General features: G+C 70.5%; 10 protein-coding genes. 2 read left to right on the top strand and 8 right to left on the bottom strand.

The genetic code is table 11. The annotated features are described in order from the left end of the window. Positions 1 to 43: 43 nt before the first annotated feature. Genes ASD84_RS15985 through ASD84_RS15955 form a run of 7 tightly spaced genes read right to left on the bottom strand, consistent with a single transcriptional unit; the run spans position 44 to position 6,360 of the window. Entirely contained in the window at positions 44 to 1,504 is a 1,461-nt protein-coding gene (locus ASD84_RS15985; RefSeq protein WP_056712611.1) for an aldehyde dehydrogenase, read from the bottom strand. Then, positions 1,501 to 2,181: a hypothetical protein gene (locus ASD84_RS15980; RefSeq protein WP_056712607.1), complete on the bottom strand. Its 681-nt coding sequence runs from the start codon at positions 2,179 to 2,181 to the stop codon at positions 1,501 to 1,503. Before ASD84_RS15980 ends, ASD84_RS15985 begins: the two co-directional genes overlap by 4 nt. A gap of 1 nt (position 2,182) precedes the next feature. Next, positions 2,183 to 2,380 carry a ferredoxin gene (locus tag ASD84_RS15975; RefSeq protein ID WP_056712604.1) on the bottom strand — a complete coding sequence of 66 codons (198 nt, stop codon included), beginning with the start codon at positions 2,378 to 2,380 and terminating at the stop codon, positions 2,183 to 2,185. Further along, a complete protein-coding gene (locus ASD84_RS15970; protein WP_082573647.1) occupies positions 2,377 to 3,741 on the bottom strand; it encodes a cytochrome P450 in 1,365 nt (454 codons plus the stop codon). The genes ASD84_RS15975 and ASD84_RS15970 overlap by 4 nt, the downstream gene beginning before the upstream one ends. Beyond that, on the bottom strand, positions 3,738 to 4,514 hold the full coding sequence (locus tag ASD84_RS15965; RefSeq protein ID WP_056712602.1) for an SDR family oxidoreductase: 777 nt from the start codon (positions 4,512 to 4,514) through the stop codon (positions 3,738 to 3,740). The genes ASD84_RS15970 and ASD84_RS15965 overlap by 4 nt, the downstream gene beginning before the upstream one ends. Next, positions 4,514 to 5,764, bottom strand: coding sequence for a cytochrome P450 (locus ASD84_RS15960; protein ID WP_056712600.1), 1,251 nt, complete (start codon positions 5,762 to 5,764; stop codon positions 4,514 to 4,516). Before ASD84_RS15960 ends, ASD84_RS15965 begins: the two co-directional genes overlap by 1 nt. Then, on the bottom strand, positions 5,764 to 6,360 hold the full coding sequence (locus tag ASD84_RS15955) for a TetR/AcrR family transcriptional regulator (protein WP_056712598.1): 597 nt from the start codon (positions 6,358 to 6,360) through the stop codon (positions 5,764 to 5,766). The genes ASD84_RS15960 and ASD84_RS15955 overlap by 1 nt, the downstream gene beginning before the upstream one ends. Before the next feature lie 69 nt (positions 6,361 to 6,429). Between ASD84_RS15955 and ASD84_RS15950 the strand changes: the two genes are divergently transcribed. Together ASD84_RS15950 and ASD84_RS15945 are read left to right on the top strand one after the other, a co-directional pair. Further along, positions 6,430 to 7,281: an LLM class F420-dependent oxidoreductase gene (locus ASD84_RS15950; RefSeq protein WP_056712596.1), complete on the top strand. Its 852-nt coding sequence runs from the start codon at positions 6,430 to 6,432 to the stop codon at positions 7,279 to 7,281. Beyond that, positions 7,281 to 8,534 carry a hypothetical protein gene (locus ASD84_RS15945; protein WP_056712593.1) on the top strand — a complete coding sequence of 418 codons (1,254 nt, stop codon included), beginning with the start codon at positions 7,281 to 7,283 and terminating at the stop codon, positions 8,532 to 8,534. The genes ASD84_RS15950 and ASD84_RS15945 overlap by 1 nt, the downstream gene beginning before the upstream one ends. Here ASD84_RS15945 and ASD84_RS15940 read toward each other — a convergent pair. Further along, positions 8,521 to 14,001 carry a carboxyl transferase domain-containing protein gene (locus ASD84_RS15940; RefSeq protein WP_082573645.1) on the bottom strand — a complete coding sequence of 1,827 codons (5,481 nt, stop codon included), beginning with the start codon at positions 13,999 to 14,001 and terminating at the stop codon, positions 8,521 to 8,523. The genes ASD84_RS15945 and ASD84_RS15940 overlap by 14 nt on opposite strands. Positions 14,002 to 14,139 lie beyond the last annotated feature (138 nt).

The raw sequence follows: 14,139 nt of genomic DNA, 5'->3' as shown, positions 1-14,139 counted from the left end.
AGGCGTGAGTTTCACCGGCTGGCCGGTGAAACTCCCGCGGGGCTCACGCCGGCTCGGCAATGGTCTTGGTCTCGAGGTACTCCTCGAAGCCGGCAACGCCCATCTCCCGGCCGAGGCCGGACTGCTTGTAGCCACCGAACGGTGCGTCGGGGCTGAACCAGACGCCGCCGTTCACGGCCAGGGTGCCGGTGCGGATCCGCGCGGCCACCGCCTTCGCCCGACCCAGGTCGGCCGAGTCGACGGAGCCGGACAGGCCGTACGCCGAGTCGTTGGCGATCCGGACCGCGTCGTCGTCGCCGTCGTGCGGGATGACGACGAGCACCGGACCGAAGATCTCCTCCTGCGCGAGGCGCGAGGAGTTGTCGAGTCCGGCGACGACTGTGGGCTGGATCCAGTTGCCGGGCTGGTCGATGACCGCACCGCCCGTGGCGAACGTGCCGCCCTCCGCGAGAGCGATGTCGAAGTACGCCGCCACCCGCTCGCGCTGCAGCGGCGAGATCACCGGTCCGCAGATCGTGCCGGGATCGGCGGGGTCCTGCGCACCGATGGACTCCATCGTCGCGGCGGCGACCCGGACGGCTTCGTCGTACTTCGCCCGCGGCACGATCAGCCGGGTGGTGAGCGCACAGCCCTGCCCCGCGTGGATGCAGGCGGCGAACGCCGTACCGCCGGCGACGGCAGCGACGTCGGCGTCATCGAGCGCGATCGCGGCCGACTTCCCGCCGAGCTCGAGGAACACCCGCTTCAGGGTGGGGGCGGCCGCGGCCATGATCGCCTTGCCGACCGAGGTGGATCCGGTGAAGGACACCATGTCGACGCGCGGGTCGGTGGACAGCACCGAGGCGACGTCGTTGGACCGGGGCGTCACCACGTTGAAGACGCCGGCCGGGATGTCGGTGTGCTCGGCGGCCAGGCGCCCGAGCTCGGCCGCCACCCACGGGGTGTCTGGCGCCGGCTTGAGGACGACGGTGCAGCCGGCCGCGAGGGCGGGACCGATCTTGGCGAGGTTGATCTGGGTCGGCACGTTCCACGGCGTGATGGCGGCGACCACACCGATCGGCTCGCGTCGTACCGTCCGCCGGGAGGGAATCCCCATCGGCGCGGCGACCCCGAGGTCGGTCTCGAACTCGTAGGTCTCGGCGAGGTCGGTGACCCACTTCAACGACTCGACCGGGACGTCGAACCCGGCCGCCATCATCATGAAGCCGGGCATCCCGACCTCGGCCGTGGTCAGCGCGCGGAAGTCGTCGGCGTTGTCGAGCAACGCCTGGTGCAGCTGGCGCAGGCACCGCACCCGCAGCTCGCGATCGGTCGACCACGTCGACTCGTCGAAGGCCCGGCGGGCAGCGGCGATCGCGGTCTCCACGTCCGCCGCCGTACCGTCCGGCGCGCGGCCGATCTCCTCGCCGTTGGCCGGGTTGAGGATCGGGTACGACGACCCGTCGGATGCCGCGACGAGCTTGCCATCGATCAGCTGCTGGGCCGCGGGAGGAAGCGCACTCATGCCGACACCTCGGGGGTTTCGAGGCTCGCTGACGCTCGCACCTCAACCACCGGTGGTGCCTGGGTCAAGTAGTCGCCGGCCTCGACCGGCGGCGGCCAGACGGGCGAGGGGACGTCCTTGAGGTGGTAGTGCCCGGGCACCTCGTGACCGAAGACCGACATCCGCTTGAGCAGGGTGTCCGAGGCCTTGTCGGCCTTCAGGATCTCCATGAACGTGTGGGTGGTCGACGGCATGTCGAACCAGTCGCGCTGCCAGGCGATCTTGATCTGCCCGGCATCGGCCCCCGAGGTCTGCCGCTCGACACCGAACCACGAGCCGCCGATGCCGAGGATCTCGTACTCCTCACCGGTCTCGTCATTGGTGATCCCGGAGCGCTGCTTCCAGAAGCCGAGCACCATCGACTTCTTCTCGTCGATCATCGTGCAGACGTAGTCGTAGTGCCAGCCGTCGAAGCCGTCCATCTCGATGCCGATCGCCCAGTCGCGGATCTGCTCGCGACCGACGGCCATGAAGTGCTCGTCGTGGCTGTACATCCAGCCGTAGTTGGCGTCCTCGGCGTACCAGTCGGCCATCACCCGCCAGTCGCCGCTCTGCTCGGCACGACGGTTGACGTCGAGCCAGGAGTCCCAGAACTCCTCGATCTCGGCCCTGCTCAGGGCGGGGGTCGGGTCACTCATGTCAGTCCTCTTCGATCGAAAGGGCGAAAGCGGGGCAGTACTTCACAGCAGTGGTGACGTCGGCACGTCGGGACTCGTCCGGGTGTTCCTCGAGGAGGGTCACCACGTCGGCGTCCTCGTCGAAGCCGAAGACGTCGGGGGCTTCTCCCTGGCAGAGCTGGTGGCCCTGGCAGATCCCGGCATCGGCGACGACCCTCATCGCGCCCGCCGGCGGTAGCGGACCTTCGCTGGCTGGGCCAGCTGGATGACCATCTTGGAGACGTCGTCGCGGTAGGAGTCCAGCGGCTGCACGGGCTCGAACTCGAAGTCGCGCAGGATCACCGAGAAGATCGCCTTCATCTGCATCATCGCGAACGCGTTGCCGACGCAGCGGTGCTTGCCGGCGCCGAACGGGATCCAGGTCCAGCGGTTCTGCAGGTCCTCCTGGCGCGGGTCGACGTAGCGGCCCGGATCGAACTCGTCGGCCTTCGGGAAGTCCTCCTCGATCCGGTTCGAGACCCGCGGTGAGGCGGCGAGGACGGTGCCGGCCGGGATCGTGTGGCCGAGCAGCTCGAAGTCCTCCTGCACCAGCCGCATCAGGATGACCAGCGGCGGGTGCAGCCGCAGCGTCTCCTTGAGGGTGGCTTCCAGGACCGGGATGGACCGCAGTGCCTGGAAGGAGACCTCGGATCCGTCGGCGTACAGCGCGTCGAGCTCGGCGACCACGTCCTCCATGACCGAGGGATTGCGGAGCAGCTCGATCATCGCCCAGGAGGCCGTGCCCGAGGAGGTGTGGTGTCCGGCGAACATCATCGAGATGAAGATGCCGGTGATGTAGTCGGCGTCCATGCCCACCGCGATCAGCACGTCGAGCAGGTCGCGTTCCTCCTTCGGCACCTCGCCGCGGGCGATACGGGCGTCGAGGATCGCCTGCACCTTGGCGACGAGCTCCTCCCGGGCCTCGTCGCGGAGCCGGAAGTTCTCGATGTCGGCGTACGGGTCGACGTACGCGATCGCGTCGGTGCCGTGCTCCAGCTGGTGGTAGACCGACGCGAAGGAGCTGTCGAGCTGGTCGCGGAACGGCTTGCCGATCAGGCAGGACGAGGTCGTGTAGATGGTCAGCTCGGCGAAGAAGTCGAGCAGGTCGATCTCACCCTCGTCGCCCCAGCCCGCGACCATCTTGCGGATCTCGGACTCGATGGTCTGCGCGTGCCCGCGCATCATGTCGCCCCGCAGCGCCTGGTTCTTCAGCATCTGCTGACGCTCCTCGGGCGAGGCGTCGAAGACGACGCCCTTGCCGAAGATCGGGGTCATGAAGGGGTACGCCGCGGCCTGGTCGAGCACGTTCTCGGGTGCCCGGAAGAAGGCCTCATTGGCCTCGCCACCGGTGACGAGCACGACGTTCTTGTCGGCGAGCCGGAACCGGCCGATGTCACCGCACTCCTCGCGAACCCGGTGGAACAGCGTGATCGGGTCGACCCGCATCTCGGGGAGGTGGCCGGTGCCCTTGATGATCGCGGGCACCGACGGATCCTGGTCGTCCAGGACGGTCGAGACCTCGGGGATCTGATCGAGACTCATCGCTTCTCCAGTGGTGCTTCGGGGTTCACGTCGACAGGGCTGATGTGCACGCCCCGCGGCGCGCTGACCACCGTGACGATCGCGTCCGCGATCGCTGTGGCCTTGAGGAAGTGGGAGTGCCGGGCGTGGCCCCACTTGACCCACTCGGTGAGGACCTTCGCTCCGGCTTCGGCGTCCCAGTCCGAGCCCATCTCCGACCAGGTCGGACCCGGGCGGACGACCGATGCACGCACCCCGGACCCTTCGAGCTCCATCTGCAGCGCCTCGACCAGTCCCTCCAGGCCGGACTTCGTCGCGCTGTAGCCCCGCATGAACGGGCGGGCCCGCAAGGCGGTGTCGGAGGAGACGAAGACCAGGTCGCCACGCTGCCGCTCGACCATCCCGGTGCCGAAGGCCCGGATCAGGCGGTGGGCGCCCAGCACGTTGACGTCGAACTCCGCGGCCAGCTGTTCGGTCGTGGCCTCGACGACGCTGCCGGGGGCGAGCAGCCCCGCGTTGCAGACCACGACCTCGGCGTCACCGAGCTCGGCGGCGACCGCGGCAGCGAACTTGTCGACCGACTCGGTCGACGCCACGTCGAGCGCGTGCACGAACGCCTCGCCGCCGGCGGTACGGATCTCAGCTGCCAGGTCCTCGAGCTTCTCGACGCGGCGGGCGCCGAGCGCCACCGGGAAGCCTGCTGCGGCAAGGGCTTTCGCCGTCTCGGCGCCGATCCCGGAGGAGGCGCCGGCGATGACCGCGGGACGGCGGTCGGGGTGGACGGGCTTGGGCATCAGGCACCCCGCTTGCGGAACGTGACGGGAAGCGAGGCGAAGCCGCGCACGCTGGTCGAGTGCACCCGGACCGCACGCTCGGCGTGCACCTCGAAGTGCTCGACGCGGCGCACCAGGCCCTCGAGGACCACGCGGGCCTCGAGCCGGGCGAGGTTGGCGCCGAGGCAGAAGTGGCGGCCGGTGCCGAAGCTGAGGATCTGGCTGAGCTCCGACTTCTCCCGATGGATGTCGTACGACGTCGGGTCACCGAACACGCGCTCGTCCCGGTTCGCCGAACCGAGCAGCACCAGCGCCTTCGAGCCACCGGGGATGGTGACGCCGGCGAGCTCGGTGTCCTCCACGACGTACCGCGCCAGCATCTGGCTGGAGGTGTCGTGGCGCAGCGTCTCCTCGATCCACGGCACCACCAGGGTGCCGGGATCCTGTGGCGAAGCCAGCACTTCGTCGCGCTGATCAGGATGGGCCGACAGGTGGAAGAGCGCGTTGCCGAGCAGCTTGGTGGTGGTCTCGTTGCCCGCGACCACCATCAGGAAGAGGAACGCCATGATCTCGCCGTCGCGCAGCTTCTCGCCGTCGAGCTCGGCGGCGATCAGCGCGGAGGTGAGGTCGTCGGTGGCGTTCTTCCGGCGCTGCGTGACCATGTCGGAGTAGTAGGTCATCAGCTCGACGGAGGCCAGCATGCCGGCCTCCGGCACGTCCCGGACGCCGTCCTCGCGGTGCACGACGAGGTCTGCCAGGCGGCGTACCTCGTCGCGATCGGGGACAGGCACTCCCATCATCTCGGAGATGACGTCCATCGGGAGCTTGCCGGCGAAGTCCTTGATCCAGTCGGCCTCACCGGCCTCGGCGTTGATGGCGAGCATCGACGTCAGGTAGCGCTCGGTGAGGGCCTCCACCTCCGGCGTCAGCTCCCGCACGCGGCGCGGGGTGAAGGCGGCCGACACGAGCTTGCGGACCCGCGACTGCTCGGCCCCGTCGAGGCCGAGGAAGGACATCACGCGGTGGGCGTCCGGGCTCCACGCCGTGGCGTCGAGGGAGACGCCCATCCGGTTGGAGAACACCTCGTCGTTGCGCAGCGCCTCGAAGACGTCGGCATGGCGCGAGATCACCCAGATGTCGTCGCCGGTGGCGTGGTGGACGGGCGCTTCGTCACGCAGGCGCCGGTACATGGGGTACGGGTCCTCGTGGAAGTCGTAGTCATAGGGGTCGAACAGCAGGGGCCCTGTCGTGGCCGTGCCGGTGGCGCTCATCAGTTGCCCCGCAGGATCACGTCGACGGCGGACGCGAGCCGCTCGGCGATCTGGTCGTAGGTCATCAGGCCCATGCCGGCCTGGAGCAGCGCCCCCGAGAAGGTGAGCACCAGGACCTCGAGCACGTCGGGGTCGGCGGGCGCGGCGGGCCGGTCGGGATCGCGCAGTGCGGCGTCGAAGCGGGCGAGGAACTCCCCACCGATCCGGAGGCGCAACCGCGCCACGTCGGGGTCGGTGCCGAGCAGCGCCGGGGTGACGGCGGCGGCGAGCTCGGGCTCCTCGACGATCCGCGCGGTCAGCGCGCGCACCGTGCGCTGGAGCCGCTGCACCGCGTTGTCACCCGCGAGGTGCGGGAGCGTCGCGTCGGCGGCGAGGTGGCGCCAGAACAGCTCGGCGAAGAGGTGGTTCTTCGAGGCGAGGTACGTGTACGCCGTCGCGGTCGAGACGCCTGCGCGCTGTGCGACCGTGCGCACCGTGAGCGCCTCGTGGCCGACGGCCCGCAGCTCCTCGAGCCCGGCGGCGAGCAATCGCTCGACCGTCTCGGCCTGACGCGGGTTGAGCCCCTGTCGCGGGGTTTCGAACACCTGACTGGACATGTGTCCAACATAGGAGACGTTCGCCCTCGATGCAAGACATTTTCCTAGAACACGTTCTATTCTTCGCTCATGCGCAACGGCATCGTTCTCTTCACCTCCGACCGCGGCATCTCGCCGGCCGACCTCGCGAAGGCCGCCGAGGAGCGCGGCTTCGACACGATCTACGTGCCGGAGCACACGCACATCCCGGTCCGGCGCGACGCACTGCACCCGACCGGCGGCGAGGACCTCCCCGACGACCGCTACCTGCGCACCCTGGACCCGTGGGTCTCCCTGGCCACCTGCGCCGCGGTCACGTCGCGGATCGGCCTGTCCACCGCGGTCTGCCTGCCGGTGGAGTCCGACCCGATCACCCTGGCCAAGACACTCGCGACGCTCGACCACCTGTCGGGCGGCCGCGTCACGATCGGTGCCGGCTTCGGCTGGAACACCGACGAGCTGACCGACCACCACGTGCCGGCGGACAAGCGTCGTACCGTCCTGAAGGAATACCTCGAGGCGATGCGTGCCCTGTGGACCCAGGAGGAGGCGTCGTACGACGGCGAGTTCGTCTCGTTCGGACCGAGCTGGGCCTACCCCAAGCCGCCGCAGGGCCGGATCCCCGTGATCATCGGCGCCGGCGCCGGGCCCAAGACCTTCGCCTGGATCGCCGCCCATGCGGACGGCTGGATGACCACGCCGACGACGAGCGACGTGGCGGCCAACGCCGACAAGCTCCGCAAGGCGTGGGCCGACGCGGGCCGCGAGGGCCAGCCCGACGTACGGATCCTGGTGGCGAAGCGGCCGACCGAGGAGGACTTCGCCGACTGGATGGCCGCGGGTGCGTCCGAGCTGATCTGGGGTGTCCCCGACTCCGACGAGACCGCCGTGATGACCTACCTCGACAAGCTCGCAGGTCGCCTCGGGCTCTCGGGTTCCTGATGACGAGCCGGTACGACGACCTCAGCCGGGCCGAGCTCGCCGTACTCGTGCCCGAGCTGCTCCTGATGGGGCAGCTGATCGACCGCTCCGGCATGGCCTGGTGCATCTCCGCCTTCGGTCGTGAAGAGATGTTGCAGATCGCGATCGAGGAGTGGGCGACAGCGAGCCCGATCTACACCCGCCGCATGCAGCAGGCTCTCGGCTACGCGCCGGAGGTGGCGGGCCAGGGCGACGTGGTCACCATCTTCAAGGGACTGCAGCTCGACATCGGCGCTCCCCCGCAGTTCATGGACTTCCGTTACACGGTGCACGACCCGTGGCACGGCGAGTTCCACCTCGACCACTGCGGTGCGCTGATGGACGTGGAGCCGATGGGCGAGGACTACGTCCGCGGCATGTGCCACGACATCGAGGACCCCACCTTCGACGCGACCGCGCTCGCGACCAACCCGCACGCCCAGGTGCGTCCGATCCACCGACCGCCGCGGTCCCCCGCCAACCGGAGCCCCCACTGCGCCTGGACGGTGAGGATCGATCCGTCGTACCCCGAGCCCGAGCCGTACCCCGCCCTCGCGGTCAACCAGCGCTCGCGCGCAGCCACCCTCGAGCTCGCACCGGTCGACGCGACCGACGAGGGGCAGTCCGACTACGCCGGCCCGCTGCTCTCCGACGTCGACTTCACCGCCTTCTCGAAATCGGCGCTGGTCCGGATCGCCGACGAGGTGTGCCTGCAGATGCACCTGCTCGACCGGGCGTTCGCGCTCGCCGTCGCCGACCGGGTCGAGACCGCGGACGAGCTGGAGAGGATCCGGCGCAAGCAGCTCATCGGCGTCGCCGGCATCGGCGGCGAACGCCTCGCTCGATCACTCGGCCTGGACCGGATCGACGACCCGGTGGCGGCCGCGACCCGGCTGCTGGCCGTGCACCCGCTGCTCAACCCGGCGGCCTACGTCGACGCCTCGGTCGGTGAAGGCACCGTCGTGGTGCGCCCCGGACCTGCCCACGAGGACGCTGCCTGGATCTCGCTGTGCGGGCCCGGCTGGGTCGATGCCCTGCAGGCCGTGGTCCGCGGCCTGGACCCGCACCTCGACGTCGAGGTGACGGGACTCGGTGCCGACGAGGAGTGGCAGCTCACGGTGGTCCGTCGTGCGGAGGCGGCACCGGAGGCGGGCGAGGTGGCCGTGGTGAAGTTCAGCACCGGGGCCACGTTCGAGTTCCAGCCCCGGCGCTCGCTCCCGATCACTCCCGTCTGAGACCGCGCTCGATCGTCGCGATCACCTTCGGGCGGAGGTCGCTGGCGGCGATCACCTCGTCCACCGAGCCGACCTCGACGGCACGGTGGATGTTGTGGACGCCGTCGAACTCCGTCGCGATCTCGGCGATCTTGTCCGCGCGCAGCTGCCCTCGCAGCTCGGCGAGCTCGACCACGAGACGGCCACGCTCGCCGTCCTCGGCGCCCTCGATCTGCGCTTCCAGGGCTCCGACCCTCGGGTCGGCGGCCGCACGCTTCGCGACCTCGGCCGCGAAGACCACGGCCGCCGCCGGGGCACCGCCGAGCACGGAGGCGAAGGAGCCCTCGATGGCCAGCACGGTCATCTCCGGGTTCAGGCGCTTGGAGAAGACCACGAACGCACCACCGTGGTAGCGGGAGATCACGCAGAAGACGATCGGGCCGCGGAAGTTGACGATCGCGCGACCGATCTCGGCGCCGTACTCCAGCTGCAGGTTCCGCATCGACTCCGGTGAACCGTCGAAGCCGGACAGGTTCGCGAGCACGACGACCGGCCGGTTGCCGGACGCGGCGTTGATCGCGCGGGCGACCTTCTTCGACGACCGCGGGAACAGGGTGCCCGCCGTGTAGGTGTCGGGACCGTCGGTGGGAGGGAATCCCGCCCGCGGCACCGGCTTGGACTCGATCCCGATCAGGCTGACCGGGTAACCGCCGAGGCGGGTGTCGACGACCACGGACGTGTCGGCGTCAGCCATGCCGGCCCACCGCTCGAGCATCTCGTGGTCGGCGTCGGCCAGCGCCCGCATCACGGTGCGGATGTCGAACGGCCGCTTCCGGTCGGGGTTGTGGACCGCGGAGAAGATCTCGCCGACGGTGGTGAAGTCGCCCTCGTGGGGGTGCGTGGTGACGTCGCGGTCGACCGGGTCGGTCGACGGCGCGCGCCGCGGTCCGGCCTCGCCGGGGATCACGTAGGTGTGCTCGTAGTGCGTCATCAGCACGCCCAACGCACCAGCCAGGTCGGGCGCCCAGTACTGCGCCTGCCCGTTCGGGCCCATCACGCGGTCGTAGCCGCCGATGCCGTGGTTGTCCTCGGCCGACACGCCGCCGGAGAAGTCGAGCGACTGCTTGCCGGTCAGCACCATCGCGCTGTCCGGCGTCATCACCAGGATGCCCTTGGTGTGCATCAGCATCGTGGCCTCGGCGTTCCAGTACGGCTGGGCGCCCACGTTGATCCCGGCGACGACGATGTTGATCTCGCCGCCGGCCTGGGTGAACTCCACGATCCGGCGCAGCGCATCCGCCACCCAGTCCATGTTCTCGGTGCCGCTCTCCATGGAGATCCGGGCACCGGCGGAGACGGCGAACCACTCCAGGGGTACGTCGAGCTCCTCGGCCAGGTCGATCGCAGCGATCACCCGGGCGCACTCCGGCTCCGAGAGGGCTCCGAGCGACTTGAGCGGATCGCCGCACAGCACGACCCGTCGCATTCCCTCGGGGTAGAGCGGCGTCGGGGTCGTGACGACGGCGACCATCAGGGCCGCGGAGTTCTGCCCACGCGGCCGGTCGACGGGCTTGAGCAGTCCGGTGTCATCGAAGTCGTACTCGACGAGCGTCCCGCTGCCGGCCAGCACCGACTCGAGCTCGTACGGGTACACCAGGCCACGACGCCGGGCGCGCAGCACCTTGCCGCTGTACTCGTCCAGCGGGGCCAGCGGCTCCGCCGGCGGCGTGATCACGTCGGCCACGACCCCCACGCCCGGCTTGGCGTGGAAGCGGATCGCGAGGGGGATCGGCGTGCCGTCGGGACCGGCGACCCGGCCCTCCGCGAGCACCTCCTCGATCCCGGCGCCCTCGCTGAGCGGCGTGATCTTGCCCTGCAATGCGGTCAGCTGGTCGAGGTCGGCCTCGATCACCGGCCACACCGTGACCCACACGTGGTTGACGTCGAGCTTGGTGCCCTCACGGCCGCGCGCCGTACGCACCCGCCGGATCGCCTCGAGGCAGTTCTCCACGGCACGCTCGGCGTGCGGGAGGGCGATGACGCGGCCCTCCTCGTCGCGGACCACCGCGAGCTGGCGGACCTGTGCGGCGGCAACGAGGCGGCGGTCGGCCGGGTTGGACCGGGCCACGCACTCGTAGAGCAGCACGTCGTCAGGGGCATCCAGTCGGGTCACGTCGAACTCGCGCAGGCGCGACAGGTTGAGGCGGCGCCCGACCATCGGGTGCATGCCCCGGATCAGGGTGTCCTCGACCAGCTCGCCGTCCTCCGTGCGGAAGGTGAAGTAGTCGACCGGCTGCGGCGCGGCCGGGCAGACCGCGACGGAGACGCGACGGACGCGGGTCGAGAAGTCCTGCATGGCAAGCAGCTTGACCACCTCGGCCGAGGCCCGGTCCGGGTCCGCGGGGGCGTCCGGCCAGCGCACGTAGATCTCCACGACGTCGTCGTGGTCCTCGGTGAGGATCGAGCTGATCGCCGTGCTGAGCGAGCTCTCCGGATCAGCGAGCTCGGCCACGTCGGCGATCGTGGAGACGACCCGGGTCTCGCCCTTCTCGTCGGTCGCGTACTCGGCGTGGACGACCGGACGTCCGGCGTGCTCGTCGGGTCCGCTGACGGTCAGGTCGTGGAGGTCGTGCTCCAGGTAGTGCCGGCGGATCAGCACCTCGAGGAGCGGCTCCCGCTGCGGCAGTCCGTCGACCATCCGGTCGCGCAGGAAGCCGACCAACGGTTCGGGGATCGCGGTGAGCGCGTCGATCCGGGCGTCCCTCTCGGGCGCAGCCGGGTCGGTGAGTGCGGCGACCTCGGTGGAGACGCCTTCGAGCACCGTACGGCGTTCGTCGTCGACCAGCGGCTGGTCGAACCAGGCGAACCGGATCGACCGGGCGAGGTCGCCGACCACGGCGAACCGGAGCTGGGTGGCCCGCACCAGGCGCTCCAGCAGCGCGCGCGCCTCGGCTGCGTCGCCCTCGCCCGCCGGCGGGTCGCTCAGCCAGCGCTGCAGCACGCCCACGGCGATGTCGACGTCGGACGGGTGCTGCTGGGCGAGGAAGATCCGGAAGACCGCACGCTCGAGCTCCGGGGTCCGCTCCAGGTCGGTGATGCCGTAGTGCGCCAGCACGCGCAGCAGCTTGTCCTGGAAGTGGCCGGGCAGCGCGCCACGGTCGGGGTCGAGGCTGCGCAGGTAGGTGTGGAAGTACTCGCGCGAGCTGTGCACGCGCAGCTCGGTGTGCTGCTCGTCGCCCGCGGGTCGGTTCCGGCTCAGCTCGGCGAAGTCCGCGAAGAGGGCGAGCAGGGCCATCTCGGCGCGCAGCGAGGTGGGCTGGCGGGTGGCGAGGTAGCCGGGGAGCACACCGCCACGGCGGTCCGGCGCGACGTCGTACCCGAGGAGCTGCGCGGAGAGCACCGCGAGGTCGTCGGCGTCACTGGCGCGGGAGGCGTCCGGCAGGTCGAGGTCGGGGTACGACGCAGCAGCGGTCGCCGCATCGTCGTCGTCGCCGGTCGGCTCGAGGCGCACCAGCGGAGCGCCCGTCTCGACCTGGCTGCCGACCCGGACCAGCATCTCCTTGACGCGGCCGGCGAACGGCGCGGACAGCACCGTCTCCATCTTCATCGACTCGAGCACCAGCACCGGCGCTCCGGCGGCGACCTCGTCACCGACGGACAGCGGGGTGGCGACGACCAGGGCGGGCGCGGGCGAACGGACCATGCCGCCCTCGTCCCGGCTCACCCGGTGCATCACGTCGTTGACCTCGACCATCTGGACGGTCCCGTGGGTGGCGGTCACCAACCGGTAGCGGTGGCCGTCGACCGTGAGCCGGCCGTGCACGTCGTCGATCCGGTCCAGCGTGGCCGTCACGGTGCGTGCGTCGCCGCCGCCCGCGATGGTGACCTGGTAGCGCGACGGACCCGTCAGCCGGACGGTCAGGGCGTAGGTCGCCCCGCGCAGCTTGAGCTCGATGGTGCGCGACGGGTCGTGCTGCACGTACGGGCGGCCGCCGTGGGCAACCTGCAGGAAGCGCGCGATCTCGGTGCGCTCCTCCTCGTCGTACGCCTCGACGGCGGCGGCGACCAGGGCGACTCCTGAGTGCCGGGCGGCCTGCAGCCGGCCCTCACCGCGCACGCGGTCGATCCAGCCCGTGTCGGCCCACGTCGGCGTGCCGGTGGTGACCTCGGGCTGGTCGAGGAGGTCGAGGATGAAGCTCTTGTTGGTGGCGCCACCGTCGATGACGACGGTGGTCTCGCCCATCGCACGGCGGAGTCGGGCCAGCGCCTGCTCGCGGTCGGCGCCCCAGGCGATCACCTTGGCGATCATCGAGTCGAAGTCGGCCGGGATCGTGTCGCCCTCAGCGACGCCGGTGTCGACGCGGATGCCGGGGCCGGCGGGCAGCTCGAGGCGGCTGATCCGGCCGGGAGCGGGAGCGAAGTCGCGGTCCGGGTCCTCGGCGTTGAGCCGGGCCTCCACCGCGTGCCCGCGCTCCGTCGGCCGTACGCCGGCAAGCGGGATGCCGCGCGCGACCTGGATCTGCAGCGCGACGAGGTCGGTGCCGGTCACCTCCTCGGTGATCGGGTGCTCGACCTGGAGCCGGGTGTTGACCTCGAGGAACGCGAAGACCTGCTCGCCCGGGTGGTAGAGGAACTCGACGGTTCCGGCGCCGGCGTACCCGACGGCGTTGGCCAGGCGCTCGGCAGAGGCCTTGAGCTCGGCGGTCTGTTCCTCGGTGAGGAGCGGGGAGGCGGACTCCTCGATGACCTTCTGGTTGCGGCGCTGCACGGAGCAGTCACGCACGCCGATGGCCCACGCGGTGCCCTGGCCGTCGGCGATGACCTGGACCTCGACGTGCCGGGCGTCGCTGACGAGCTTCTCGAGGAACACCACGCCGCTGCCGAACGCGCGCTCGGCCTCGTCGCGGGTCCGCTGGTAGGCGTCGGTGAGCTCGTCGCCGGACGTGACCTTGCGGATGCCGCGTCCGCCGCCACCCGCGGTGGCCTTGAGCATCAGCGGGTAGCCGATCTGCTCGGCGCTCGCGAGGGCGTCCTCGAGGCTGTCGACGCCACCGCGGCTCCACGGCGCCACGGGCACGCCGACCTCCTCGGCGATCAGCTTCGAGCCGATCTTGTCGCCGAGCTTGCGCATCGCGTCGGCGCTCGGACCGATGAAGGTGACGCCCAACCGAGCGCACAGCTCGGCGAAGGCGGGGTCCTCCGCCACGAAGCCCCAGCCGACCCAGGCGGCGTCCGCCTGGGTCTGGACGAGGGCCTGCTCGAGGACGGCGAGGTCGAGGTACGGGCGGTCCACCGCTGCACCGAGCAGGTGGGCCTCGTCGGCCTCCCGGACGAACGCCGATCCGGCGTCGACCTCGGTGTGGAGGGCGATCGTCCGGATGACCTCGCCCCGGGAGGTGTCCCGGGCGTTGAGGTCGCGAACGGCGTGGATGAGCCGCATGGCGGCTTCACCGCGGTTGACAATGGCGATTCGCGAGACCTGTGGCACGGTTCAGACGCTGCCATCTCGCGACGGGTCCGTGACAGTCGAACTCCCACAGGATTCCGACGGAATTGTTGTCGATCAGGCTCAGTGACCTGTGGGAAGTCGGCAAAAAACTGCAAGATCGCGCGCGCTCGGCGCTCT

This window comes from Nocardioides sp. Root682 (genome assembly GCF_001427795.1).
GTDB lineage: Bacteria > Actinomycetota > Actinomycetes > Propionibacteriales > Nocardioidaceae > Nocardioides.
The sequence above is the reverse complement of the archived record's forward strand: the minus strand, read 5'-3'. Positions and strand labels throughout refer to the sequence as shown.

Bases quoted from the DNA above. Each gene is read 5' to 3' on its own strand.
- ASD84_RS15945 (WP_056712593.1), top strand. From the start codon at position 7,281: ATGACGAGCCGGTACGACGACCTCAGCCGGGCCGAGCTCGCCGTACTC.
- ASD84_RS15980 (WP_056712607.1), bottom strand. From the start codon at position 2,181: ATGAGTGACCCGACCCCCGCCCTGAGCAGGGCCGAGATCGAGGAGTTC.
- ASD84_RS15975 (WP_056712604.1), bottom strand. From the start codon at position 2,380: ATGAGGGTCGTCGCCGATGCCGGGATCTGCCAGGGCCACCAGCTCTGC.
- ASD84_RS15985 (WP_056712611.1), bottom strand. From the start codon at position 1,504: ATGAGTGCGCTTCCTCCCGCGGCCCAGCAGCTGATCGATGGCAAGCTC.
- ASD84_RS15950 (WP_056712596.1), top strand. From the start codon at position 6,430: ATGCGCAACGGCATCGTTCTCTTCACCTCCGACCGCGGCATCTCGCCG.
- ASD84_RS15965 (WP_056712602.1), bottom strand. From the start codon at position 4,514: ATGCCCAAGCCCGTCCACCCCGACCGCCGTCCCGCGGTCATCGCCGGC.
- ASD84_RS15960 (WP_056712600.1), bottom strand. From the start codon at position 5,764: ATGAGCGCCACCGGCACGGCCACGACAGGGCCCCTGCTGTTCGACCCC.
- ASD84_RS15970 (WP_082573647.1), bottom strand. From the start codon at position 3,741: ATGAGTCTCGATCAGATCCCCGAGGTCTCGACCGTCCTGGACGACCAG.
- ASD84_RS15955 (WP_056712598.1), bottom strand. From the start codon at position 6,360: ATGTCCAGTCAGGTGTTCGAAACCCCGCGACAGGGGCTCAACCCGCGT.